At 64.0% G+C, this 24,187-nt stretch carries 27 protein-coding genes; 8 read left to right on the top strand and 19 right to left on the bottom strand.

What is annotated here, in order from left to right; genetic code table 11:
• Nucleotides 1-335: 335 nt before the first annotated feature.
• The 3 genes from V9L18_RS19485 (at nucleotide 336) to V9L18_RS19475 (ending at nucleotide 2,049) form a co-directional block, all read left to right on the top strand.
• Nucleotides 336-1,391 (top strand): iron-containing redox enzyme family protein, encoded by a 1,056-nt coding sequence (locus V9L18_RS19485; protein WP_337348805.1) that lies wholly within the window; start codon nucleotides 336-338, stop codon nucleotides 1,389-1,391.
• 20 nt (nucleotides 1,392-1,411) lie between these two features.
• On the top strand, nucleotides 1,412-1,642 hold the full coding sequence (locus V9L18_RS19480) for a CDGSH iron-sulfur domain-containing protein (RefSeq protein ID WP_337348804.1): 231 nt from the start codon (nucleotides 1,412-1,414) through the stop codon (nucleotides 1,640-1,642).
• 143 nt (nucleotides 1,643-1,785) lie between these two features.
• On the top strand, nucleotides 1,786-2,049 hold the full coding sequence (locus tag V9L18_RS19475) for a hypothetical protein (RefSeq protein WP_337348803.1): 264 nt from the start codon (nucleotides 1,786-1,788) through the stop codon (nucleotides 2,047-2,049).
• Nucleotides 2,050-2,231: 182 nt separating this feature from the next.
• On the opposite strand, the gene V9L18_RS19470 is transcribed toward V9L18_RS19475, so the two are convergent.
• The 12 genes from V9L18_RS19470 to V9L18_RS19415 all read right to left on the bottom strand — a co-directional run bounded on the left by V9L18_RS19470 (nucleotide 2,232) and on the right by V9L18_RS19415 (nucleotide 14,154).
• On the bottom strand, nucleotides 2,232-3,686 hold the full coding sequence (locus V9L18_RS19470) for an MmgE/PrpD family protein (protein WP_337348802.1): 1,455 nt from the start codon (nucleotides 3,684-3,686) through the stop codon (nucleotides 2,232-2,234).
• On the bottom strand, nucleotides 3,683-4,585 hold the full coding sequence (locus tag V9L18_RS19465) for a polysaccharide deacetylase family protein (RefSeq protein WP_337348801.1): 903 nt from the start codon (nucleotides 4,583-4,585) through the stop codon (nucleotides 3,683-3,685). Before V9L18_RS19465 ends, V9L18_RS19470 begins: the two co-directional genes overlap by 4 nt.
• Nucleotides 4,582-5,436 (bottom strand): polysaccharide deacetylase family protein, encoded by an 855-nt coding sequence (locus V9L18_RS19460; RefSeq protein WP_337348800.1) that lies wholly within the window; start codon nucleotides 5,434-5,436, stop codon nucleotides 4,582-4,584. Before V9L18_RS19460 ends, V9L18_RS19465 begins: the two co-directional genes overlap by 4 nt.
• Complete coding sequence (locus tag V9L18_RS19455) at nucleotides 5,433-6,305, bottom strand: ABC transporter substrate-binding protein (protein WP_337348799.1); 873 nt, start codon at nucleotides 6,303-6,305, stop codon at nucleotides 5,433-5,435. The genes V9L18_RS19460 and V9L18_RS19455 overlap by 4 nt, the downstream gene beginning before the upstream one ends.
• A gap of 55 nt (nucleotides 6,306-6,360) precedes the next feature.
• Nucleotides 6,361-7,128 (bottom strand): amino acid ABC transporter ATP-binding protein, encoded by a 768-nt coding sequence (locus V9L18_RS19450; protein WP_337348798.1) that lies wholly within the window; start codon nucleotides 7,126-7,128, stop codon nucleotides 6,361-6,363.
• Nucleotides 7,125-8,042: an amino acid ABC transporter permease gene (locus V9L18_RS19445; RefSeq protein ID WP_337348797.1), complete on the bottom strand. Its 918-nt coding sequence runs from the start codon at nucleotides 8,040-8,042 to the stop codon at nucleotides 7,125-7,127. Before V9L18_RS19445 ends, V9L18_RS19450 begins: the two co-directional genes overlap by 4 nt.
• A 66-nt stretch (nucleotides 8,043-8,108) precedes the next feature.
• The gene (gene argH, locus V9L18_RS19440; RefSeq protein ID WP_337348796.1) at nucleotides 8,109-9,551 is read right to left on the bottom strand and encodes an argininosuccinate lyase; all 1,443 of its coding nucleotides are present in this window, start codon (nucleotides 9,549-9,551) and stop codon (nucleotides 8,109-8,111) included.
• Nucleotides 9,552-9,870: 319 nt separating this feature from the next.
• Nucleotides 9,871-10,947: a LacI family DNA-binding transcriptional regulator gene (locus V9L18_RS19435; protein WP_337348795.1), complete on the bottom strand. Its 1,077-nt coding sequence runs from the start codon at nucleotides 10,945-10,947 to the stop codon at nucleotides 9,871-9,873.
• A gap of 106 nt (nucleotides 10,948-11,053) precedes the next feature.
• A complete protein-coding gene (locus V9L18_RS19430; RefSeq protein WP_337348794.1) occupies nucleotides 11,054-11,572 on the bottom strand; it encodes an OsmC family protein in 519 nt (172 codons plus the stop codon).
• A gap of 162 nt (nucleotides 11,573-11,734) precedes the next feature.
• Nucleotides 11,735-12,775, bottom strand: a complete 1,041-nt coding sequence (locus V9L18_RS19425) for a hypothetical protein (RefSeq protein WP_337348793.1) — start codon at nucleotides 12,773-12,775, stop codon at nucleotides 11,735-11,737.
• A gap of 31 nt (nucleotides 12,776-12,806) precedes the next feature.
• Entirely contained in the window at nucleotides 12,807-13,664 is an 858-nt protein-coding gene (locus V9L18_RS19420; RefSeq protein ID WP_337348792.1) for a phosphatidylinositol-specific phospholipase C/glycerophosphodiester phosphodiesterase family protein, read from the bottom strand.
• A gap of 166 nt (nucleotides 13,665-13,830) precedes the next feature.
• Nucleotides 13,831-14,154: a hypothetical protein gene (locus V9L18_RS19415; protein ID WP_337348791.1), complete on the bottom strand. Its 324-nt coding sequence runs from the start codon at nucleotides 14,152-14,154 to the stop codon at nucleotides 13,831-13,833.
• A 71-nt stretch (nucleotides 14,155-14,225) separates the two neighbouring features.
• Between V9L18_RS19415 and V9L18_RS19410 the strand changes: the two genes are divergently transcribed.
• Entirely contained in the window at nucleotides 14,226-15,074 is an 849-nt protein-coding gene (locus V9L18_RS19410; protein WP_337348790.1) for an HAD family hydrolase, read from the top strand.
• Nucleotides 15,075-15,094: 20 nt separating this feature from the next.
• Here the strand turns inward: V9L18_RS19410 and V9L18_RS19405 are convergent, their stop codons facing one another.
• Nucleotides 15,095-15,925: a GOLPH3/VPS74 family protein gene (locus V9L18_RS19405; RefSeq protein ID WP_337348789.1), complete on the bottom strand. Its 831-nt coding sequence runs from the start codon at nucleotides 15,923-15,925 to the stop codon at nucleotides 15,095-15,097.
• 121 nt (nucleotides 15,926-16,046) lie between these two features.
• On the opposite strand from V9L18_RS19405, the gene V9L18_RS19400 reads away from it, so the two are divergent.
• Nucleotides 16,047-16,370 (top strand): hypothetical protein, encoded by a 324-nt coding sequence (locus tag V9L18_RS19400; protein ID WP_337348788.1) that lies wholly within the window; start codon nucleotides 16,047-16,049, stop codon nucleotides 16,368-16,370.
• 19 nt (nucleotides 16,371-16,389) lie between these two features.
• Here V9L18_RS19400 and V9L18_RS19395 read toward each other — a convergent pair whose 3' ends face one another.
• The gene (locus tag V9L18_RS19395; RefSeq protein WP_337348787.1) at nucleotides 16,390-18,114 is read right to left on the bottom strand and encodes an AfsR/SARP family transcriptional regulator; all 1,725 of its coding nucleotides are present in this window, start codon (nucleotides 18,112-18,114) and stop codon (nucleotides 16,390-16,392) included.
• Between the two features lie 109 nt (nucleotides 18,115-18,223).
• On the opposite strand from V9L18_RS19395, the gene V9L18_RS19390 reads away from it, so the two are divergent.
• The gene (locus tag V9L18_RS19390; RefSeq protein ID WP_337348786.1) at nucleotides 18,224-18,880 is read left to right on the top strand and encodes a peroxiredoxin; all 657 of its coding nucleotides are present in this window, start codon (nucleotides 18,224-18,226) and stop codon (nucleotides 18,878-18,880) included.
• A 130-nt stretch (nucleotides 18,881-19,010) separates the two neighbouring features.
• Here the strand turns inward: V9L18_RS19390 and V9L18_RS19385 are convergent, their stop codons facing one another.
• The gene (locus tag V9L18_RS19385) at nucleotides 19,011-19,310 is read right to left on the bottom strand and encodes an antibiotic biosynthesis monooxygenase family protein (protein WP_337348785.1); all 300 of its coding nucleotides are present in this window, start codon (nucleotides 19,308-19,310) and stop codon (nucleotides 19,011-19,013) included.
• Nucleotides 19,311-19,453: 143 nt separating this feature from the next.
• On the opposite strand from V9L18_RS19385, the gene V9L18_RS19380 reads away from it, so the two are divergent.
• On the top strand, nucleotides 19,454-19,927 hold the full coding sequence (locus V9L18_RS19380) for a GNAT family N-acetyltransferase (protein WP_337348784.1): 474 nt from the start codon (nucleotides 19,454-19,456) through the stop codon (nucleotides 19,925-19,927).
• 109 nt (nucleotides 19,928-20,036) lie between these two features.
• Here V9L18_RS19380 and V9L18_RS19375 read toward each other — a convergent pair whose 3' ends face one another.
• Complete coding sequence (locus V9L18_RS19375; protein WP_337348783.1) at nucleotides 20,037-20,462, bottom strand: CBU_0592 family membrane protein; 426 nt, start codon at nucleotides 20,460-20,462, stop codon at nucleotides 20,037-20,039.
• 143 nt (nucleotides 20,463-20,605) lie between these two features.
• On the opposite strand from V9L18_RS19375, the gene V9L18_RS19370 reads away from it, so the two are divergent.
• A complete protein-coding gene (locus V9L18_RS19370) occupies nucleotides 20,606-21,529 on the top strand; it encodes a LysR family transcriptional regulator (protein WP_337348782.1) in 924 nt (307 codons plus the stop codon).
• A gap of 10 nt (nucleotides 21,530-21,539) precedes the next feature.
• On the opposite strand, the gene V9L18_RS19365 is transcribed toward V9L18_RS19370, so the two are convergent.
• The 3 genes from V9L18_RS19365 to V9L18_RS19355 all read right to left on the bottom strand — a co-directional run bounded on the left by V9L18_RS19365 (nucleotide 21,540) and on the right by V9L18_RS19355 (nucleotide 24,071).
• Nucleotides 21,540-22,724: an MFS transporter gene (locus V9L18_RS19365; RefSeq protein ID WP_337348781.1), complete on the bottom strand. Its 1,185-nt coding sequence runs from the start codon at nucleotides 22,722-22,724 to the stop codon at nucleotides 21,540-21,542.
• Nucleotides 22,721-23,383 carry a GntR family transcriptional regulator gene (locus tag V9L18_RS19360; RefSeq protein WP_337348780.1) on the bottom strand — a complete coding sequence of 221 codons (663 nt, stop codon included), beginning with the start codon at nucleotides 23,381-23,383 and terminating at the stop codon, nucleotides 22,721-22,723. Before V9L18_RS19360 ends, V9L18_RS19365 begins: the two co-directional genes overlap by 4 nt.
• A gap of 214 nt (nucleotides 23,384-23,597) precedes the next feature.
• Nucleotides 23,598-24,071, bottom strand: a complete 474-nt coding sequence (locus V9L18_RS19355; protein WP_337348779.1) for an SRPBCC family protein — start codon at nucleotides 24,069-24,071, stop codon at nucleotides 23,598-23,600.
• Between the last annotated feature and the right edge of the window lie 116 nt (nucleotides 24,072-24,187).

Genomic DNA, 24,187 nt, shown 5'->3' with positions numbered 1-24,187 from the left:
ACCGAAGGCCAATACGCCGCCGCCGACGTCAAAGACAAAGCAACAGAGGCCAAGGACCACGTCCAAAACCCCTAACCACCACCCAGCAGACAGGCCGGCAACCCGCCTCCCCCGGCGGCGTCGGCCTGTCTGCTTTTCACCTCTCCCCCGTTCGACGAAGGAAACTCCATGAAGAAGCTTTTGCTTGCCCTGCTCCCCACCATCATCAGCCGCATCATGCGCGCCCGCCGGGCCAAGCAGAACCCGGCCGCGAATCCCCGCAGCCGCAACCGGTTCTGATCCTAGAAACGTCCTTAGAGGGGCCCGCCCCGGGCCGAAGATTCAGTAGGAGTACCATGCCCATCCCCGAACAGCGGGGGCCGATCAGCGCCGCCCTGCTCGCGATCCTCGCCGGCCAGCCCGTTGATACGCCCGCCGGCCTGGCCGACCTCCACGCACTTGTGACCTCACAACTGGCCGAGGCTCAAGACGTTATCGAGGACGACGACCTCCAGCTGGCCTTGTTCTGCCTGTACGAGCTGCATTACAGCGGGCTGGACGGCGTGGATGACAGTTGGGAATGGCACCCCGGCATGATCGCCGTCCGCCGGCTTCTGGAGAAGCCGTTCGAACAGGGACTGAGGACTGCAGCCAAAGCTGCGGTTCCCGACATTCCGCAGGTTCCCGGGGCGGTTCCGATCAGCGACGGCGTGGCCACGGTCCTGTTTAACCTCGCGGCGTCGGACACGGGGCCCAGCATGTCGAAGTATGTGGCGAAGAGGGCCACACTTTCCCAGCTCAAGGAATTCCTCATTCAGAAATCCATCTACCAACTCAAGGAAGCGGACCCGCACACCTGGGCCATTCCCCGCCTCGCCGGCCGTGCCAAGGCGGCCCTGGTGGAAATCCAGGCGGACGAATACGGCGGCGGCCGCGCGGACCGGATGCACAGCGCCCTCTTTGCCAGGACCATGCGTGCCCTCGGGCTCGATGACCGCTATGGCGCCTACGTCAACACGATTCCGGCCCTTGCCCTGGCATCAGTGAACATGATGTCCCTCTTCGGGCTGAACCGCCGGCTGCGCGGTGCCATCGCCGGTCACCTGGCGATCTATGAGATGACGTCCTCCCGGCCCAACCAGCTCTACGGGAACGGTTTCCGCCGGCATAACTTCGATGCCGCAGCGACAGCGTACTTCGATGAGCACGTCGAAGCAGACGCCGTCCACGAGCAGATTGCCGGGCGGGATCTGGCCGGAGGCCTGGTGGAAGCGGACCCGGACCTGCTCCCCGACGTCTTGTTCGGCGCGACGGCGGCCCTCGCCCTGGACACCTTGCTCACCCACCACGTTGTGGACGCTTGGGAAAACGGCCGGTCATCGCTGCGCACCAAATTGCCCGCCGCGGCATGACTACAGAAGATCAGGAGCACATGAACCACGAACCAGCAGAAGGGTCGATCGTGGTCTGCCCGGACGGACCGCTGCTGGTCCGCGGGGACTTCGAGATCCTCACGCCAACAGGGGAACCCGTTCCCAGGCAGCGCCGGACGGTGGCGCTCTGCCGCTGCGGAGCCTCAGCGATCAAACCGTACTGCGACGGGACCCACAAGCTGATAAAGTTCCGGACCGAACCTGCCGACGCGGGACGGCCCGAAACGTAAAACTATTCATCACTAATTGCGATGAATATTGTGCGGAAAACATCGCTTTTTCTTAAATGCTATGCAGTTAGATACTGGGATCCACACCACATTTACCCGTCTGGTGTCAGCCCACTAAAATCCCGCAGAGCGAAGAAGCAGCGATGAAGAAACGTATCCAGCACCGCCAGTTCCACAGCAAGAGTTCCCGGAAAGGCCGCGAGGCGCGGACCGGCGAACATTGCCCGCTGAACGGATGGTGGGCGCCGGCCGGCCAGGAGGCAGATGCGCAACTCCTCGCCGAGGGGAGCATCATGCCGCCGAGCGGCGGCGAGTTGGTGACGTGGACTTTGGTGGCGAGCCAGTTCGGGTCCCGCAGGCCCCAGTATGTCCTCTCTGCCGCGGGAGCCTCCATTGACAGCTTCTAGCCAAGTGTCAGCACAGGAGGGCTGTGAAGACGGCTGCCACTTCTGCGAAGGACCGGAAACGGACTGAGCCGAGAGTCACCCGGGCGAGCGGACGACGGCGGGAGCGTTCCCGCCGTCGTACCTTTCCGTCTGGTGCCAACCTGCTCACGTGATTGCGCAGGACCCTGGTTTCCGTTTCCCTATTACCTCAGGAGCGCCGGTTCGGAATTCACGGTGAGCAGCCGAAGGAGCGGGCCTATGTCGTGGCTGGATTCGAGTTCCATGACGTTCTCCACCACGCTGAGTGCCGCCGTCTCCGGCAGCCTGGTGGTGGCGAGGCCCATGAACTTACTTATGGTTTCGTCGTCGCTGAGCCTGTTAGTGGAGGCACCCTTAGCCCGGACAGCCTGGACAATGATGGTGCCGGACTCCGTCTGCACCTCGATCCGCGGTTCCGCCGAACCTCCCTGCTGCTGGGGGTCCACCACCAAGTGGATCCGTTCCATGAGTTCGAGGATCCGGGGGTCAGTCCTGCCCTGTTCGGCCACTTCAGCCAGGCCGACTCCCCCGTGCAGGAGAGCCGTGGCGAGGGCGAACTGCATGCTCAACTGAGCCGAAACCAAGGAGCTCACGTCGGCCTTGCCGCACATGTCGGCGATGAGCGCGCTGGTGTGGACGGTGATCTTGCGGACCGACTCGGCAGAGACGCCGGGCTGCTCCCGCAGATCCAGGATGACATCGATGGCGGCGTGGGTGCTGCGGCAGGTGGCGTAGGGCTTGATGGATGCCCGTTCAATCTGCCATTCCTCACCGAGTGTTTCGAACAGGCGGGATTGGTCTATGTCCTCGTGCCGGCCGTAGAGGCGCAGGAAGCTGCCCCACGGGGCGGCGAACAGGTCCCGCGGTCCGGTGAACCCGGACCTGGCGAGAAGTGCGCTGTTCAGGCCTGCTTCGGCAGCGCGGCCCACGTGCATGCGCTTAGACATTGCACCGTCACCGATGAATGACCAGGTGCCGCCGGTGAAGGACCCGGCCAGGCCAATGGCAGAAACCATCTGTTCGGTGTCCAGGCCAAGGATCACGCCGGACGCCACTGCGGCTCCGAATGTTCCGCACACGCCGGTGGAATGCCAGCCCGCATTGTTGACGGAGTCGTAGCCGCCCAGAGCGTCCTGGACGCGGCGGGCCACTTCATATCCACCGATGACGGCGTGGAGGAGACTGGCGCCGCCAACGTGCGGTCCGCCGTCGGCTGTTCCGCCGTCGGTTACTCCCCCGCGGGAACCGGCCATGGGCAGCGACGCTGCCGCAAGCGCCGCGGGCAGCACAACAGCACCCGAATGGTCGCACCCGCCGGAGTCGTCCAGTTCGAAGGCGTGGCAGGCGATGCCGTTGACGAACGCCGCCCCGAGCGCGGGCAGTTCGGCGGGTGTCCCCCAAAGCGGTGCCCCTGAGCCGGAGGCGGGAGATCCATAGACAGCTCCGAGCGCTGTTCGGCTGATGTCCACTTCCCGTGAGGAGGCTCCTGCAATTCCGGCACCAAGAGTGTCAAGGATGTGGATCTTGGCCCTGTGCCGGACATCGGCGGGGATGTCTGCTGGCCGCAGCGCCGTGAGGAAACCGGCGATCCGCTCTGAAGCAGTGGGGTGGTTGGTCATGTTGGCCTGCCTTCGCGGGTAAGTGCGTGGAATATCTCGGCGGGGTGGTCTGCAGGATTGGGTTTGGCGCTCTGCCGCCACCACTGGGCCACGTCGCCGCCGGTGGCGTGCCATATGTCGTCGTGGGCGGATACATGGTCCATGAACTCGCGCAGCATTCCGATCCGCCCGGGGGTGGCGATGATTTCCGGGTGGAGGGTCAGGACGAAGCACAACCCTTCTGCACGGTAGGCGTCGAATTCCAGGATCCAGTTCCGCAGCACTTCCCGGCTGGAGGCAATCCGTGGACTTCCCGCAGGGATGGGTGGGTCCAGGTTGAAGACGAAGTAGGGGTAGTCGTCCAGTTCGTGGTGGCGGGGCACTTCCACCAATGCGGCCGCAGATCCTGCGTGGAAGTGGGGCAGGTCGTCGCCGTGCCAAGACGAGGACCACGTGAATCGCTGGGTAAGCAGCTCGTCAGTCAGCCCGGGCGCGTAGGACCCGCGTCCTGCGCGGAATCCCTCCGGACGCAGCCCGAGGCGGGACTGGAAGGCGTCCTGGGCGCGACCGATACTGTCCACCTGTTCGGCGAGGGATTGGCTGCCCATGTCTTCGAGCTGCCAGCCCATGTTGCCGAACTCGTGCCCTGCCCCGGCGACTGCCTCGAGCTGCCGGGGGTAGCTCGCGAGGTTGGCGCCGGGAACGAACCAGCTCGCTTTGGTGCCTGTGCGGTCCAGTTCAGCCAGCAGGCGGTCCACTCCCCGCGTTCCCCCGTACTGTCCCACCGACAGGCTCTTGGCGCGGTCGACGGCGTCAGGCGCCGCAGCGAGTACGGACAGTTCCGCCTCAAACCCGACCGTGACTACGAAGGCGCACTTTTTACCCTCGGGCCACCGTCCCTGGGTTTGAGTGATAGTCACGTCTGAGGCTCCTTGGTCTGCTGCCACCACGTGGCGATGTCGGCGCATGTGCTGAACCAGACGTCGTCGGCATCTTTCGCGTGCCGGATCCAGCGGTCCAGCAGTACTGCCCGGCCGGGTTTGCCCACCACTTTGGGGTGGAAGATGGTGGACAGGCACAGGCCTTCGGCGTGATAGCCGTCGAACTCCCTGGTCCAGTTGTCCAGCGTGAGGTCATAGCTGGCTATCCGATCACCGCCCGAGGGCCAGTCCGGGTTGGTGGTGTAAGCAAGCGAGGCGTAGTCGTCCATGTCGGACCGGGCAGGGATCTCAACGAGCTTCCCGCCGGTGTGGAAGTACGGGCGGTCGTCTCCGCGCATGGAACTGGAGTAGAGGAAACCCATCTCCTCGAGCAAGGCCGGGGTCTCGGGGCGCCAGTCCCCCGATGGTGTCCGGAAGCCGACCGCCGTGGTGCCCAGGACATCCTGGAAGATGCGTTGGCTGGTTTCGATGACGTGCCGCTGCTCCACCAGGCTGAGGTCCCAATACTTTTCGTGCTTGTAGCCGTGGTGGGCCATTTCGTGGCCCTGCTCAACGATGCGCCGGCACTGCTCCGGCCACGTCTCCACCACCCAGGCAGGAGTGAAGAAAGTCGCCGCTATTTCGTGCGTTTTCAATAGCCCGAGGATCCTGTCCACGGCCCGCCAAGGTCCGTAGGCGCCTTGGCTGAAGTACTCCGGCCGGTCCCAGATGGTGCCTTTGAGCATGGCATCGCCGGTGGGACCGTCAAGGTCGAAGGCCAGGGCGACGGCGCTGCGTTTGCCTTCCGGCCACACCGCCGCCCCAGCCTTCACTGCTGCGTCTCGGTTCACTTGACGCCGTTGACCTCGGGGGTCATGGCACCGTAGCCCAGGCCCCACTTGTCGAGGATCTTCTGGTACTCGCCATTGTCAACGATCTCGGTGAACGCGTCTTTCACGGCGTTGGCCAGTTGGGTGTCGCCCTTCTTCATGAGGACGCCGAACGGCTTGGCCGGCAGCGGGTCCAGGACGGAAGCGTATTTTCCGGGTTCAGTCTTGGCAAAGTAGGCCAGGTTTTCGCCGCCCTGCGCTGCAAGGTCCACTCGGCCCTGCTCGATCTGGAGGCGGGCTGCAGCTCCGGAGTCCGTGGGGAGGATACTCAGCTCAGGAAGGCCCTTGTCCGTGCAGACGGTCTTGCTGAGGGTCTTGACCTGCTCAAAGTAATCGGTCTTGCCACTGACTGCCAGCTTCTTGCCGCAAATATCCGTTTGCTGAGTGAACTCTCCCGCACGGGCGCCGGAGGTGTAGAGGCGGCCCTGGGATTTGAAGTAGTCCACGAAGTCGGCGGTCTTCTGCCGTTCCAGGGTGTCGGAGATGCCGGACATCACCAGGTCCACGCGGCCTGTCTGGACGGAGTTGATCAGTTGGTCGAAAGGCGACTCGACCACTTCGATCTCGACACCGAGGACCTCGCCAAGCTTCTGCTGCAGTTCGATGTCGACGCCGGAGAGTTTCTTGTCGCTGTCCCGGAACTCCATGGGCGGGAAGTCGGGAGACAGGCCGATCCGGATCTTTCCGGCGTCTTTGATTGCCTGGGGCAGGCCGGTCGTGCCTGCGGCTGCCTCGGTAGCAGTCTCTGCGCCGCCCACGCATGCTGTGAGGCCAAAGGCCGTGACGGCGGTCAGAGCCGCGATGCGTGCGGCATTGGTGAAGTGCTTCATGATGGCTCCAGTTCGTTGGGGATGGTGAGTCAAGAAAATCTTCGGGATGGTGAACTTAGAAAACGCGGGAAAGGAAGGCTTTGGTCCGCTCGTGCTGGGGATTTCCAAGGACGTCGGCGGGCGGGCCGAGCTCTACGATTTCGCCACCGTGCATAAAGGCGACGCGGTCCGCCACTTCTTTGGCGAATCCGATCTCGTGGGTGACCACGATCATGGTGAGGCCAGACTTGGCGAGGTCCTTCATCACGTCCAGCACCTCACCCACCAGTTCGGGGTCCAGCGCCGACGTCGGCTCGTCAAAGAGGATCAGTTCCGGCTTCATGGCCAGCGCCCTCGCGATGGCAACGCGCTGCTGCTGTCCGCCGGACAACTGACGGGGGTAGGACGACTCGCGTCCTTCCAAGCCCACCCGGGCAAGGAGTTCCGAAGCATGCCGCTTGGCCTCTGCGGGCTTGACCTTGTTGACGAGCACCGGCCCTTCGATGATGTTCTCCAGCACCGTCATATGGGGGAAGAGGTTGAACCGCTGGAAAACCATGCCGATGGACCGCCGCTGCCTGGCCGCCTCTTTGTCTGAAAGTTCATAGAGGCGGTTACCGTCCTGGCGGTACCCCACCACTTTCTCGCCCACCCAGATGCGCCCGTTGGAGAGCGTCTCAAGGTGGTTGATGCAGCGGAGGAATGTGCTCTTTCCGGAACCGGAGGCACCCAGGAGGCAGACCACCTCTCCGGCATTGACGTCAAGGTTGATGCCCTTCAGCACTTCATTCAGGCCGAAGCTCTTGTGGACGTTTTCGGCGCGGACCAGAACGTTCGTGGTCATGAGAGTGCCTTCCTGTTGGTGCCGAAGATGCTTTTCAGATGCTGGAAGGGAGTCAGCGGCAATTGCCGGCTGGAGGAACCCTTGGCGAAGAATCGTTCAAGGTAGTACTGGCCGATGCTGAGGATGGATACCGCGCCCAAGTACCAGACGGCACAGACGATGAGCAGTTCCATGATCCGGTTGTTGACGTAGTAAATGTGCTGGGCTTCGGAGAGGATTTCGCTCACGCCGATGGCGGAGGCCAGCGAGGTGGTCTTCAGCATGCCGATCACTTCGTTGCCCACGGGCGGGATGATGACCCGCATCGCCTGGGGCAGCACGATGCGGCGCATAGCCTGCAGACGTGTCATGCCCACGGCCTGGGCTGCTTCCGTCTGGCCCTCGTCAACGGAGAGGATGCCGCCGCGGACCACTTCGGACGTGTAGGCGCCCTGGTTCAGACCGAGGCCGATGGACGCTGCGACAAAGGGTGTGAGCACATCAATCATGCGGCCCGAGTAAAGTCCCGGGATGCCGATCACTGGGAAGATCAGCGCAAGGTTGAACCACATAAGGAGCTGTAGGTAGACCGGGGTGCCGCGGAAGACCCAGATATACAGCCAGGCCACACCGGAGACCACAGGATTCTTGGACAGGCGCATCACGGCGGTGACCACGCCCAGGATCAGGCCAAGGGCCATGGCCACTGCGGTGAGGAGAAGGGCCACACCGATGCCTTGGATCAGCACGGGGACTGTCAGGTATTCCTGGACCGTGGGCCAGTCGATCTTGGCGCGGGAGAAGGAGACTCCCAACCAGACGAGGAGGAGCACCACCGCTGCGGCGCCAACCCACCGCCCCACGTGCCGCCGGGGGACAATTTTCAAGTCGACCGAAGCAGCGTCGGTGACGCTGGGCTCAGTTTGAGTGTTCATGGCTTTTTCCTGATCGTGGAGGGTATCTGCTGCGCCGCGTGCATCTGCGCTGATAGGGCCCATGGTTCAGCCCTCGTGGTCCGGCCTGACCCGCAGGCCGTTGTAGTCGGCAGCCCAGGTCTTCATCTGGTCCAGCCTTGCCCGCAGCCGCGTCAGTTGTTCGGCCACTCGCTTGGGTGACGTTCCACCAAACCCTGAATGGGCATCGAGTGCCGCTTCGAGAGTCAGGACGTTCCTGATATCGGGGGTCAGGCGGCGATCCACCGAGGCCAGTTGCTCATCGCTGAGGTCGTCGTAGTCCAGTCCCCGGCTTTCGCAGAAGCGCACAAGGGAGCCGGAAACTTCGTGTGCCTCGCTGAAGGGAATCCCCTGCCTGGCGAGCCAGTCGGCAACTTCGGTGGCGAGCGTGTAGCCGGCTGTCGCCTGCCGGCGGACTTCCTGGACATTGACGGTGAAGGTCCGGACCAGGCCCGACAGTGCCGGAAGCGCAACTTCCAGGGTGTCAACGGCGTCGATGACGGCGTTCTTGTCCTCCGCGAGGTCCCGGTTGTAGGCCAGCGGCAGGGATTTGACGGTTGCCATGAGTCCCATGAGGTCCCCAAGGACGCGCCCTGCCTTGCCGCGGGCCAACTCGGCGATGTCCGGGTTCTTCTTTTGCGGCATGATGGAGCTGCCCGTGCAGTAGGCGTCATCCATGGTGATCCAGCGGAACTGCTGGGAGGCCCAGGAGATGATCTCCTCGCACAAACGCGAAATGTCGATCAGCGTCAGGGAACAGACGAAGAGGAATTCAATGGCGGCGTCGCGGCTTCCCACGGCGTCGATCGAGTTTTCTGCACTGGTTTCGTAGCCTTGTTCCCTTGCCGCGATTTCGGGGTTGAGGGCAAAGGTTGAACCGGCCAGGGCCGCGGCTCCAAGGGGCGAAACAGCTGCCCTGCGGTCCCAGTCCTGGAAGCGCTCAAGGTCCCGGATCAGGGGCTGTGCGTGCGCCAGGATCTGATGGCCAAAGACCACCGGTTGTGCGGACTGAAGATGCGTAAAGCCGGGGACGGGCGTGTTCAGGTGCTGGTCGGCCTGCCCGGCCAGGGACTCCGCCAGTTCGATCAGCAGTTCACTGACCCGCCGGACTTTGTCCCGCATGTAGAGCCTGAGGTCGTTGGCAGCCTGGTCGTTGCGTGAGCGTCCGGCGCGGATCTTGCCGCCCACCGGTCCCATGCGCTCGATGAGGAGGCGTTCAAGGAAGGTGTGGACGTCTTCGTCCGCTTCCTGGGGGCGCACGCGGTCACGCTCGATGTCCCTTGCCAGGTCATCAATCGTGTCCAGGAACTTCCCCAGCTCAGCATCACCGATGAGGCCGGAGCGGTTGAGCTCCCGGACATGGGCCCGTGAACCGTGCAGATCGTACGGTGCCATGCGGAAGTACCGGGGATCAGCCCGCGAAAAGCGGGCGAGTTCCGGGCTGGACGTGCCCTCGAAACGGCCGCCCCACAACTTTGTCTGTTCATTCATTCGTACAGCTCCTGCCTGGAAAAAGTCTGCGCCGATGAGTGATCCGTATCACTTCATGCAACGAAAGTATTTCTGAAGTAAACAGTAATTGTCAATGGTTTCAATGTTGTTTCGCTCAGATTACGTATAGCGCAGTCCAAGGTAGGACACCGGTCTCCCGCAATTCGTCTATGCTATGAGACACCGGTATCTCCAGCAATTGTTTTTCTTTAGGGCCGGACCGCCGGGCGCCGCCGGCGCCCTCACGATGCCAGGTACAGAGCGCAAGAAAGGGCCCGAAACCAAGGGTCTCGGGCCCTGAAGAGGGACGCTGGAGGGGCTACGCGATGGGCGTGACCGCCACTCCCGCGAGGTCGGAAACGGAAGCGCGCTGAGTGAACGTTGCCGGGAGCAGGTGGTCCTTGAACTCCGGGCCCGAACCGTCGATACGGCCCAGCAGTACCTCCGCGGCCTTCATCCCCATCTCATAGGCAGGATTGGAAATGGCGTGGACTTCCGGGCAACTGACCGTCATCCAGTCCGCATCGTCAAGGCATACGAGCGAAATGTCCTCCGGAACGGTCAACCCCGCCGCGCGAATTGCCTGGAAGGCCGGGAGTGCCAGCTTGCTGTAGGAAGCGATGATGGCACTGGGCCTGTCCCGGCGGTTGAGCAAGGAGGCAACAATCACGTGGGTCTTTTGTGGTGACATGGCGTCGGAAATGAACTCATAGCGCACGCCCGCGGCCCTGGCCGACTCCCGCACGGCGCGGACCCTGTCCGCAATGGTTGAGATAGGGAGGGGGTGTCCCGCCTCCAGCTCCTCGGGAGTCTTGGTGGTGGCCGAAAGGAAGGCAATATTCCGGTGCCCCTTGCTGATCAGGTATTCCATGACGGTCTTGGCGTCCGCGTAGCAGTCAGTCCCAACCCAATCGGAGTCCACGTTGTCGGGACGCCGGTCGAAGAGCACCAAAGGCCGCCCCATGCCCACAACATCCAGCAGGTGCCCGGAATCGCTCCGGCTGGTCGACGCCACGATCAGGCCGTCCACGCGCTTGTCCAGGAACACTTGGACTGCCGCGCGTTCTGCGTCGATATTCTCATCCGTGTTTGCGAGGATGACATCGAAGCCTGCCGCCTTCGCAGCATCGGTCATGCCCCGCACAGCCCGGGCGAAATGTGGATTTTCGATATCGCTCACCACAACCCCAATGGTGTGCGAACGGCCCGAACTGACACTCCTGGCCAGCGCATTGCTCCGGTAACCAAGGGCTTCGGCCGCCGCGGACACCATGGATTGGAGCTCCGGGCTTACCGACCCATATCCGCCCAAGGCACGTGCCGCAGTGGAACGCGAGACCCCCGCCACCCGGGCCACGTCCATCAGGGTAGCCGTGCCATTACGTTTCAATTCCATTGCTAAAATTTACAACAAAAATCGTGGTCTAGGCGGCCAATTCTAGATGCATTGATACCGGTTTCCCAAAAGAATGCCATTGCAGGGGTTTTGGGTCCCGGCCCGGTTATGGTCTATCTACGTGGACGTCGAGCTCTACCGGGACGGGCCGCCGGACCGCATCATCTACTGGGCAATGGTCCAGCCCCCACGCGATGACTTCCCGCACCGTTCCTTCGTCTTGGGTCGACACCGCTCGAACGGTGACCTTCATGCTGACCGGGCCGGCCGGCACGTCCTCCGCGATGCCTAGAATGCCCCGGTCATCGGATTCGCCGTCCACCTCCACCTTCAAGGAAGAGAAGACCATCCCCTGTTCGGCAGCGCGCATCGCGATCAGTGTGGCTGCACAGGAAGCGTACGCGGCACGGAAGAGCCACCCGGGTGAGGGCGCTGATGCAGTTCCTCCGACCCCGGCCACCATGTCTGTGACAAGGGATGCACCATCGGCGCCGGTTACGCGAACCCGAAGGCCGTCCTCCACCACGGCGGAGGCAACCGAGTCGCGATAACGCGCCTCGTCAGGGTGTGCGGCCAGGTACGCCTTGGCTGACGAGATCGCCTCGGCAATTCGTGAGCTGCTCATCCGTGTCTCCTTCGCCGCTGCTTCCGGTGTGGCGCTGACTCTGCGCGTAGCCGGCCGCATGGCGGGCGGCGCAGGATGCTCTCATGCTGAACCTTCAGGTGCGCTCACGCAAGGGAACGACGGCGGGAGGTTCCCGCCGTCGTTCTCGCTTCGGTTGGGTGCCTACTGGCGGAAGGGGACCTTCTCCCAGTTCAGGACGCTGCCGGCCTCGCCGCTGTTGCCGCCCACCGTGAACCTGACGTAGTTGGTGGCGTTGGCCGATCCGTCCACGGTGATGCGCTGCAGGTCATCCGCGGCGGGCTGGCCGTAGATGTCCAGCCACGGCGAGCCATCCGCCAGCGGCTGGTTCTCGGCGAAGACGTGGCTGTCGCCGTTGATGAGGTAGACCGGCCGGTCGAAGCGATTGGTTTCGTCGATGATAGCCGCCACAATGTCGCGGAACCCGGAGACCGTTTCGGGGTTGGCAGAGGCCGCGGCGAGCTGCGAAGGATCGAACATGTCGGCCTGGGTCATAAGCACCACGGCTCGGTCGTTGCGGCGATCGGCGTCGGCGAAGGTGCTGTGTATCTGGTCCAGGACGGCATCCGTCCGGTGCTCAACTTCGGCCAACTGCTCCGGAGTCGGCGCGGTTTCGCCCAGGCCGCTCCACGGCAGCAGCGAGTTGTTGCTGCCCTGGATGTTCAGCACAGAGAAGGCCACGCGGTTCTGGACGAAGCGGACGTTTTCCGGCAGACCCAGGTTCTCCTGGGTCTGGACCGGCATCGTCTCCCCGAGGGTCTTGCCGGGCTCGTCGAAGAAGACCTCACGCAGCTTGCTCAGCCGTTCCAGCGGGTTGTAGGCGCCGTTGTTGGTGCGGTGACAGTCCACCCACTCGTTGTCGCCCGGGGTGAAGACCAATGGGTGCCCGAAGGTATCGAACTGGGAGCGGATGCTGGTGAAGTACTCGTCGGAGCAGACCGAGGAGCCGTTCTTGATATCGCCCACGTGGGTGACGAACTTCAGCGCGCTGTCGGCGTTGATGTCCTGGACGCGGGACGGGAACTTGGCGATTTCGGCGTCGCCGTAAGGGATATCGCCGATGACGCCAAAGGTGAACGCTTCGTTGTCGGAGGTGTGGTTGGACGCGTTGGCGGGCAGCGGCGCAAGGAGGCCGAGCGCCAGGGCGGCTGCCGCCGTCGTCGTTTTCAGGGTCTTTGAAGGCATGGAGGTCTTCCTACTCTCTGTTGCGGGGCTGTTAGGCCGTGCGGGCGGCGAGGAACTGTTCCAGCGCCTCAAGGTCGTCGGTGTTGATGTGGTCCACGCCAGCGTCGAAGAGTTCGTTCCAGACAGCGTCTCGGGCGGCGCCGGGCTGGTCCGGGGTGGCCCAGAAACGGACGCGGTAGCCCTTAATGTGTGCCTCTGCCACGTATGCCTGGAGCTTGGCGCGTTCGGCCTCGGGCATGGGGCCAACGCCCTGCCAGCTGAAAAGCTTGGTCCAGTTGTCACTGACCAGCGGCATGAGTTCGGCAGGCTTTCCGGAGGTGAGGTCGGCGGAGCGTCCGTCGTAAAAGCCGAACCGCTTGTCCTGTGCCTCCATGGTGGCCAGTGGACGGTTTCCGCTGATGACGGCAGTGACGGGCCCTGATTTGGTGGTTCCGTTGCTGTAGCGGCTCATGATGCTTCGGTGCTCGGCCAGTTCCTGCTCGATTGCGGCGTAGGTGGCCTCCCCTTCGCTCTTGATGTCGATCAGGAGCTGGAAGCTGCCGTCCCAGTGGGGGTAAACGCTGTGGCCCTGGTTCCGAACCAGCTCGTCCAGCGGATCGAGGTAGAGGCTCTCGAGCGTTACTCCGGGCGTGGCATCCTCGAGGTCGTGGGCGACGAGCAGTTCGCCGTCGACGAGCCAGACGTCTGCCTCAACGCTGGTGAAGCCGTGCTCGAGGGCATCGAACAGTGGGCGGTCGTGCTCATAGTCGTTGTGGGCGTGGGCGGCGGGCAGCGGCTGTCCGAGGACCACGGACGACGGCGCGTGGGCCGCGTTCGCGGCAGGCGGGGCTGCGATTCCGGTCAGGGAGGTAAGGGCCACGAGGGCGGTGACGGCGCTTTTCAGGAACACGGGGTTCTCCTTGGTACAGCTGAGTCGATTCATCGCCCAGGCGATGGGGGCGCTGGGCAGTGGTGCGTGAAAAGACTTCCTGCTGCGGGAGAACGGGCGTGGCCACAACGGTTTCGGGACGGTGAACGGGAGGCGTCGGTTACGGACCTGCCGGGATCATCACCAATTACGGAACGGCTTTATTGCTGTTCGGCTTGGGGCTAGCTCCTCTGCCAATTCTGTACCCGGCCCAGAACGCCAGGACGAGCAGGCCGGTGGCTGCTACCGCCAAGCCGATCTGTGTCCCTTGGCTAACGATGGCCACACCGCTCCCCATGAAGAGCTGGTCACTCAGCGGCGCGTAAGCGAACCAGCCGAAGCTGACATTCGCGTTGCTCCAGGCGACGAGACAACCCACCACTAACGCGACGAGGCCCACCACGGGCAGGACGGCCGCCGAGACCCGGGCTGACTTTTCCTTGCGTTCCCCTGACGTGCTGTGTTCCCCCATGGAGGCGAGTCTAACCCGGCGGAGGGCGACTGTTACGAGGGGGATGTTGCCGGTGTGTAAGATCCGGAACCATGAGCGTAACGCCGAGCACCACTGGAACTGTCCGGGCTGTCTTCCTTGATGTTGACGGTACTTATGCGGACTATGGCGTGGTTCCCGAGGGGCACGTGCGCGCAGTCCGGACGGCACGGAAGGCCGGTCATCGGGTCTTTTTATGCACAGGGCGTCCAGTGTCAATGTTGCCCAAGAGCATTCTCGCCGCCGGTTTCGACGGCCTGGTGGCCAGCGCCGGTGCCTACGCCGAGGTAGGCGGGACTGTGCTCCTGGACAGGCTGTTTCCGGCTGATCTTGCGGCCCGCACTGTCCGGGCGCTCGACGCGCACGACGCCGTGTATGTCCTGGAGGCGCAGGAGGCCCTGTACGCACCACCGGCGGCGATGCAACGCTTGCAGATGATCCTGGACGCCCATTTCGAGCAGTCACCCGAGGGCCCGGTGGGTTCGTCCGACATCATGCGGGCTGTGCGTCCCACCTCGGACCTGGCCGCCGTACCGTTCGCCAAGGTCTCCGTCTTTGACTCCCCCGTTGCCATGGAGCATCTGGTCGGCGAAATCGGCGGGGCCATCGCGGTGGTCGCCAATTCGGTGGCCGACGACGGCAGGCACGCGGGGGAACTGTACCAGCGCGGGATCAGCAAGGCCGACGGCGTCGCAGCCGTTATCGCCCATCTGGGCATTGCCCGGGAAGACACGGTTGCGATCGGCGACGGCGCCAACGACCTGGAGATGATCGCCTACGCAGGGGTCGGCGTCGCCATCGAAGGATCACTCCCGGAGCTTGTGGCACTCGCCGATCGCACCGCCGCGCCTCCCCGGGAGGAAGGGCTCGTTGCCGCTTTCGCCGAGCTCGGCCTCATCTGATCAGGCCCGGCGCAGCGGCATCACAAGTTGGCGGCTTCTTGCTCCGCAATGCGGATCATCCGGAGCTCGTCCTCCACCGCGCGGGTCGGCCAGTAGTCCCACGACAGCTCATTCGCCCGCGTCAGGTCCGCTTCCGGAAAGAGCTTGACGAGCAGCCCGGAAGCCTGAAGCAGGGCGATCAGTGCCGTGGTCCTGGCATCGGGCGCTTCGGAGCCAGGTTTGGCATCAGGGGCACCGTCCCCGGGCTTCGTGGACTCAGCCGCCGTGGCATCGGCCGGGCCGGCGTCGGCGGTCCTTGCGTCGGAGGTCCCGGCGTCGGCCGTGCCCGCAACGGCCGTGCCCGCAACGGCCGTTCCGGCGTCGGTTGAAGTGTCAGGCACCTCAAGGTTGGACGGCGGGCCGCTGAGGGCGGCGCGGATCTTTTCCAGGAGCGCCGCCTCCGGGGCATGGTCCTTCTCCGGGTAGCGCACGGCCCGGAACAGGCCCAGGTGCCGTTCGCCCACATGTTCCACGATGCCCCGTGACGCCATCCCTTCGTAGATACGCTGGACTTCGGCGCGGCCCTCGAGCATGGAGACCCAACGCTTGGGGGTGTGGGGCCGGGATTTGCCGCGGATGAGTTCCAGTTCGTGCTGGAGATCCGTTTCCGGGGAGGCGCCCGTAGCTTTGACGTGCTTGCCCTGCAGTTCGATCGCGTCGATCAGGTCCAATTCGGCCAGGATTGCGCCGGCCAAGGTGGTCCTGAGTGCGAACACCGGAATATCTGGTTTGCCGGTGACGTCGTTCGTTGCCAGAAGGAGGAAGGCCTGGGGGAGGTTCAGCTCCGACGCCTTCGATGTTTCAGCGTTCATAGCATCATGGTGGCCCTCTTGGGCGCCCACCACAACGGGGATTTACAAGCACCGGCGACGCCAAGGATCAGCAGGCATAAGCTGATTACACAACATCTCTTCCATCACCGGGGAGGTCACCATGGACGCGGAAACCGCCGACGTGACCGGTCATGATGTCACCACCATCACCTGCGTGTGCGGCAACACCGTCAGCAAGGACGGGCTGATCCAGGCCAACTCAGAAGGCGTCCCCGTCCACAACGTCGACGACACCCCGGTCCCCGTCGGGTTGGCGGAATGGCCATCCGATGAGGACCTCTACACCCTGTGCCCCTCCTGCGGCCGCGTGTACCGTGACTCGGTGATCGAGGAGACGGGGACAGCGCCTGTCGCGTTCCGCGTCGATGTCACCGCCGGCCCCATTGCCGAGGCCATCCGGGTGCACTGGGACCTGAGCAGTTGAGGAACGAAGCTCTCCGGAACTATCCAGCCAAAGGCTTTCCGGTCGCCTTTGGCGATCTTTGTGCTGCACGGGCTAGGCAGCGCTGCTCGTCCTGGCGCCTGCCGAGCTCGGCAAAACTAGCTGCCGCCTCCCAAAACAGGGCGATGGCTTGATCATCGTGACCCTCTGCGCGGCGTAGGACGGCTCGTGCTTCCCAGAGGGCGGCGTGCCATGGTCCGCCAGGCCACATGCCTGCGAGCTGCTCCGCGTTGGCGAGCCGGCGGCGGGCTGCGTCCAGCTTCCCGGCCAGTGCGTAATGCGTCGCTGCGGCCACTTGATAACCCATCGAGCACGGCGGACAGACGCTCCTCCCGGCCAGTGCCGCGTCGGCTCGCTCAATGATGCGGACCGCTTGCGCCGGAGATCTGGCAGCCTCAGCGAGCACCCCGTACAGGCGTACGACGAGATGCGGCTCGAGCCACGTGGACGCAGCGGCACCCAGAGCGCGACTGGCTGCCCGGGCGGCCTCCTCGGGCCGATCCTGCGCGAGGTCAACCTCAGCCAGTCGTTGCAGTGTCACGATCTCGCCGGCCGGTGCACCAGCCCGCCGGTGCAACTCGAGTGCGGACTGGAGAAGACTGCGCGCCTCGCCGAGCTCACCGGAGAAGAGTGCCGCCTCCCCCAGCAACAGGTCTGCGATGGCCAGGCCGCGCACCGAGCCTGCTCGTTCGGCGATCGTGCGCAGGCGCGCTATTCGCCGCGCAATTCTCCCGTGCCCGTCCGGCCCGCTCAGGCAGAACTCGGCAAGGCACAACTGTGCGTCAAGAATGTAGCCGGAGCGCGCGGAGTCGTGCTGGGTGAACTCCACGAACTCGGCCTCGAACACTTCGGGCCAACGGTCCTGCATGTTCGCCGCGATCGCCAACACTGCGCTGGCCTCGCCGATCTCTCGGCCCAAGTCCGCTTCCATGGCCAGCTCGCGTGCACGCCGTGCGTATGATGTGGCTTCGACGAGGTCGCCACTATTGAGGGCGATGAGTGCTCGCGCCAACGTGACCCGCGTGCGATTCTCCGCGCGTCGGCTGTCCTGGGCGATGGCCTCCTCGTAGACCGCGACGGTCGCCGCCCCTGGGCCGACGCCCAAGTCGGCGCGCAACCGACGACACAGTCGCTCGAACTGGCGGATCGCGCCCTGGCGATCGCCCGCGCCGAGCGCCCGAACCATGATCGCGCGGTGGGCTTCCTCGTCCGTTGGGTCGGCCTTGACCACGTCGTCCCATCGAGCCGCGGCCTTGAGCAAGCGCAGGTACAGCGTGCGCAGCCGATCGCGGGGGTCCTCGGCCCACACGGCAAATCGATCATCGGGAAGCAGGTCGCCTCGATACAGGGCTAGCGCTTCATCCACCCCTGCCGATGAGGCAAGCGCGGCGAGCCCGTCCTTTTCGAACCGCTCCGCGTCAATGGAAACATCCACGCCTGGCAGCAGCACGAGCAGGTCGCCGTGCGCCTGAACGGAGTCTGGCGAGCCGAGGGCGGCGCGCGCGAAATGCATAGCTTTGCGAAGATTCGAAGCGGCAGCCTGCGCGCTGAGGTCTGGCCAGAGCAGATCGGCGACGACGTCCCTATGCAGTCGGTGCCCTTCTGCGAGGGCGAGGACCTTAACGAGCCCGGCCGCCTTGGTCCGTTTCCACGCGTCGTCCTGAACCGGCCGGCCGTCAATCACGACACCGAACGCGCCCAGCATGAGGACGGCGCACTTCTCCACGCCCTCATGGTAGCTGGGGGGAACGGTCGGGGAACAGGGTCGCCTTACCGTCAGAAGTGACGCGAACCAATTGGCTCCGTCATCACATCACAACGACCAGGAGGACATGATGGGACTGCAACTCGGTGAGATCGCACCCGATTTCTCCGCCAAGACGACTGTCGGCGATATCCGCTTCCATGACTGGCTCGGAGACTCATGGGGAGTGCTGTTCTCCCACCCGAAGGACTTCACCCCGGTCTGCACGACCGAGCTCGGCTACATGGCCAAGATCAAGCCCGAGTTCGACCGACGCGGAGTCAAGATCATCGGCCTGTCCGTGGATTCGACAGCTGATCACGAGCGGTGGGCCGCCGATATCGAAGAGACGCAGGGGGCACGCCCCAATTACCCCGTGATCGGCGACGACGACTACACCGTGGCGAAGCTTTACGGCATGCTCCCGGCGGCCACGTCCGGGGACGCAAAGAGCCGCACGCCCGCGGACAACCAGACCGTCCGCAACGTGTTCGTCATTGGGCCGGACAAAAAGATCAAGCTGATCCTCGTGTACCCCATGACAACCGGACGCAACATCGATGAAGTGCTTCGTGTTGTCGACTCGCTTCAGCTCACTGCGAAGCACCGGGTGGCGACGCCGGTCAACTGGAAGCAAGGCGAGGAAGTCATCATCGCCGGCTCCGTGCCGAACAGCGAGGCCCTCGGGATTTTTGGCCATTGGAAGGAGCCCAAGCCGTACATTCGGATCGTCCCGCAACCTGTGTGATCGTGCAAGAGACTGGAGCCTGACGTGACCGAAACCGCCCACTGCAGGCCGCATTGGCCCGCGCGGGCGGTCCGGCTGACGCTGTCGGCGGCCGGACCGCGCTCGGTGATCAGGCAATAAAGCAGATGGATTACACAGTCGCTACCCGATCGAAATCAGCGCCGCTCATGTGTTCGCACAGCGCCACGCAGGCATCAAAGTGGGTCATGAACTCAGGGTTCTGCTTCCATGCGTCCCGGGACGCCTCGTCGGTCCACTCCGCGAACGAAACATAATGCCCGGCAACACGTCGGTCACGAATGAGGTTCGCCACGAGGATCGACGGGTAGTTCGCCCGGGACCACTGAAGGAACTCCGTCCATCGGTCTATGAACTCCTGATCGCTGCCCTGCTTCACCTGCCAGGTTCCTGAGGCATAGTGGTCTGCCATTGCTCTCACCTCCTTTCCGATTTCTCGCTTAAAGGTAGGTCGCGGCCGTTCCCCGCGCGTTCCTCGGTTCGCGTTGGCAGCACTTCTTGCGAGCAAGGTAGTAGGCGGACGAGGCCGAGTACGAAAACGGTAAATTGGAGAGCGTGATTTCCATCGACCGGGATGACCCCGCACGCCACGATGTCCATCAGCTCCTGAGCGAACACCTGGCGGACATGTTCGCCACCTCGCCGGCCGAAAGCGTCCACGCGCTGGACCACTCGGCGCTGTCCGCGCCGTCAATCACGTTTTGGACGGCCCGCGAGGCTGGCGGCCTGCTGGGGTGTGGCGCGCTCAAGCTCCTGGATTCCACGCCCGGGTCCCCGACGCACGGCGAGATCAAGTCCATGCGCACCACGGCACAAGCACGGGGTCGGGGCGTGGCAACGCTCATGCTCCGCCACATCCTCGACGACGCCCGCTCCCGAAATCTCGAACGCCTCTACCTTGAGACCGGAACCGAGGACTACTTTGCTCCGGCGCGGCGCCTGTATACGCGTAACGGTTTCACCGAGTGCCCGCCTTTCGCCGATTACGTCCTGGATCCAAACAGCGTCTTTATGGAACTCCGCCTCTAAGGGAGAACCCCGGCATGAGCACCCGTACCCGCCGTCGAACTCGCGGGAAAGGTGCGAGATCGCGGGAACGATCCCACGATCTCGCGCCCTTCCCGCGAACTGGGCGAACTCAGGACGTCCACGCAGTGGGCATTGCTGCCCGCGCGTCACGCCGGCTGGCCTGGCACTCAGCCACCCGTCCCGCGGCGTCGCCGTGAACGGCAGACGTAATTGCCTCGACAACAGCGATCTGGCCGGTGGTGTCAGGGACGCCGGGAAACTGCACCTGCGGGGCCTCAACTGCAGCAACCGTCGACTCGCGTGTGGCACGCATACGAAGAATCGCGACGGCGGAAATGAGGCACCAGGCAACGTTCGTGACTACTGAGGGCCACGCTTCGTGGACCGCACCATTGACGATGAAGGCACATGCACCGATGAGGTTGGCCACCTGGAAGCGTTTGCCGGCCTTCAACCAACCCATGGAAACAGACAGGTATGCCGACAGGATCAGAACAGCCCCCGACCAACCTGCGATTTCCCACAGCAGTTCCATGATGTCCTTTCAGAGGTGATGCCCGGGAAGAGGGTGTTGCCTGGATTTTTCCGCGGGCCCGTCCGGTTTAACAGCAATTATGAGTTTGAAATGCCTTTAGAGCAATTGCATTTCACTGAAGGTGTGGTTTAGAACTACTTAACATGGATATCGATCCGCGCAGGCTGCGCGTTCTTCTTGCTGTTGCCCGTACGGGCGGGGTGCTCGCCGCGGCTGACGAGCTGGGAATTACCGCTTCGGCCGTCTCACAGCAGCTCAACAAATTGGAGGACGAGACGGGGCACGCCATGGTGGTGCGCACGCCCAAAGGTTCAGTTTTGACACCGGCCGGCCTGGCAGTCGCGGAAGCCGGCGAGGAGATTGAACGCGCACTCAGCGTCGCCCGCGCCCGTATCGAAGGCGGGGCCCAGATCGCAGGGGTCGTGCGCGTGGGCGGATTCACCAGCTTCGTTCGGACTGTGGTGATCCCACGCCTGCCCGAGTGGCGCTCGCAGTACCCGCAATTGCAGATCAGGATCGTCGAGGACGACTTCCCTGCCCTGATGCGGCTGCTCCGCCAGCGCCAGCTCGACGCCGTCGTGGTGGAGCTCGATTCGACGACGGCCGAACAGCGTTCACTTTCCGCCGGAATGACCGAGGAGCCCCTGCTTGACGAGCCATGGAAGCTGGTGGTTCCCGCCGGCGCCCTGCTCAGCACCGAGAACATCGACCTTGCCCGCCTGCCACTTCCGTGGCTCGGCGTGGAACCCACAGCCGCCAACTCTGCAGTGCTCGGTCGGCTCCGCCAGTCAACCGGCGCCCAGATGGAAACCGTGCATCAATACCAGGAAACGCTCACCGCACTCGCGCTCGTCGCTGCGGGCGAAGGTATTGCGATCGTGCCCACCTTGGCGTTGAGTGGCGTCGCCCACGACGGGGTCGACGTCCTGGACGTCCCCGGGCTCGGAACGCGACGGATCGTCCTGCGCCGGTTCGACCGGCGACGGTCACCGAGTACGCCGGTGGACACCGTCGCACGCCTTCTACGGGAATCGGCTGGGGCGTTCGACACCCGTTCGCCATCCTGAGCGGACGAGTCTAATCGTCCAGGCGCACGCCGCGCAGCAGCAGGAGCGTCCCGCCCACCACCACAGCTGATGCCAGGAAGACGCCTCCTGCGCCAAGTCCGGCCGCCACTACGCCGATGGCGCTGGGCAGCACCACCTGGCCTACCCTGTTGCCGGCAAGCCGAAGGGCCAGCGCCCGGCCGCGCTGCCCCGCCGGAGCCTGGGCTGAAAGCCAGGACATGGTGAGGGGCTGGCCGATGCCGAGGCCCAACCCCAGCACAGCCATGATCACAAACAGCAGCCATACCGGCATGGGAATTGCGGCCGCGGAAAGCGCGAGAGTGGACAACGCCAGGCTGAACACCAACAACCGCATGCGCCCCAGCTTCCGTGCCATCTGGCCCAGCAGGAGCCGGGAAACCATGGAGAACACGGCCCGGGTGGTCAGCATCAGGCCCACCGTTGCCGCTGAGAGCCCGCGTTCGGATCCGAGCGCCGGGAGGTAGACCATGGTCAGGTCCACCACGGCCAGGACGGTGGCGCTGGTGGCCAGAGCGCGTGCGACGCCGGGTGTCCTCAGCAGCGCAACAACACTGCTTTTGCCGCCGCCACCATCGCCCACCACTGCCTTCCTTTTGCCCCCGCTGACGTTGGCCGAAACGCCAAATGTGGTCACGAAAAGCACCAGGCTCATGCAGGCAGAGAGGAAAAAGATCGCCTGCGTATCGGGCCGCACCGAGGCCCCTCCCACCAGGGAAATCGCCAACGGCCCCAAGGCTTGTCCCAGCGATGCCGCGAACGTCAGGTAGCCGAAGGCCGAGTCCATCCTGGATGAGGCAGCGTTGTTGGCCACCACGGCCTGCTGCCCCACTACGCAGGCAAGTTGGCCGGCACCGAGGAACGCGGTTCCGATGACCAGCGTCACGATGGACGATCCCCACAGCAGCAGGAAGGCAGAGCAGGCAAGAACGACGGCGGATCCGATCGCCATCAGCCGGCGCTCACCCAGGCGGTCCACCAGTCCGCCCGTGGGGACGGCGAGCAACAGGGGAAAGACCGCGTAGCTGGCGGCGAGGAGACCCAGCGCGAATCCGGGAACGTCCAGCTCGAGCGCCCGGTAGGTGGCGGCCGGACGGACCAGGAAGGTGACCGCCTGGATCAGGGCGGAATGCGTGAGGAGTGCTGTGGCCGAGCGGCGTCCGAGTTCGCCGATCATGAGACGGCGAGGCTGCCTGTGAGGGCACGCACCGCCGCGTCCCTGGCTCCCATGACGTGGTCGAAGGCTAGCTTGGCGGCTTTGTCGGGTTTGCCGGCGGCCACCGCGTCGACCAGGATCCGATGCTGTGCCAGCGCCTGGTCCCGCCGTTCCTGCGTACTGTTGGTGAAATGGCGGTATCGCTCCATCTGGCTGGAGATCTGGTCATGAAACCGCCGGGCCCACGAGTTCCCCGCAATATCGGCGATCTTTGCATGCAGCGACATGCCCTGCTTCATGGCTTCATCGGCAAACTGCACCATGGCCGCATTGCGCTCAAGAATGCTGTGGAGGGCTTCGATGTCCGCCGTGGTGGCCTTCACGCACGCCTGCCGCGCCATGAGCGATTCCATGGCCGCGCGCACCTCGTACAGCTCGGAAATTGCCGCCTCATCCAGGGCCGGCACCAGAACACCACCGGTGGGTTGCTGTTCCAGCAGGTTCTCCGAAATGAGCCGGCGGATGGCCTCCCGGAGCGGCGTACGGCTCACTTGCAGCGCCTCGGCCATTGCCGGTTCGTAGATGCGCGCCCCGGGCTTCAGCTCAAGGCTCAGGATCTGCCGCTTCAGCTCCGCGTAGACAACGTGTGCCCCGGTGTTCCGGGACGGTGAATCTGCCATGTGATTACCTCCGCATTAAGCATACTTGTATACATCTATACAAGTACATTTCAGTCCCTTGGATAGGGCGCAGGGACTGGCTGCGGACGTTTTTCCAGCTGTGGCGAGGGCACAACGCAGCCCCCGCCGCCGAACTCGCGGGAAAGGGCACGGGATCGCTGGAGCGATCCAGCGATCCCGCGCGCTTCCCGCGAATTGGGCGAACCCTCCGGTTCTAGAACTGCCCAGTCGGGCCGCTGTCCTTGACTTCACCGCGCCAGGCGCCGGTTTCGGTGCCGCGCGATTCAATGAAGTCCTTGAACTTACGCATGTCCGCCTTGACCTGCATCTCGTCGATCTTCAGTGCCGCGCCTGCCTTTTCAGTGACGGTTTCCGGCGCCCATTCGAAATGGACTTTGACCTTCGTATGATTGGCGTCCAGCGGCGTGAACCTGATGATGCCAGCATGGGACTTGCCGTCGGTGCTGCGCCAGGCGATCCGGTCGTCAGGCTCCTGGTCAACTATTTCGGTGTCGAATTCGCGCTGGACACCACCTACCTTGGTAACCCAGTGATTGGTGGTGGCGGTCAGTTGGGTTACGGACTCCACACCGGACATGAACTGTGGAAAGGATTCGAACTGGGTCCACTGGTTGTACGCGGTCCGCACCGGTACGGCGACGTCAACGGTCTCTTCTACGTGTTCCATCTGCTTCCTCCTGTCATGACGGACGGCCGCAACAACAGACCGGCAGCACTGGCAATCCTGCCAGTCAGGCAGCCGCCACATCTGCACGATAAATCCGGCGGCTCAGTGTGTCCAGT

This window comes from Pseudarthrobacter sp. CCNWLW217 (assembly GCF_037203985.1).
GTDB lineage: Bacteria > Actinomycetota > Actinomycetes > Actinomycetales > Micrococcaceae > Arthrobacter.
The sequence above is the reverse complement of the archived record's forward strand: the minus strand, read 5'-3'. Positions and strand labels throughout refer to the sequence as shown.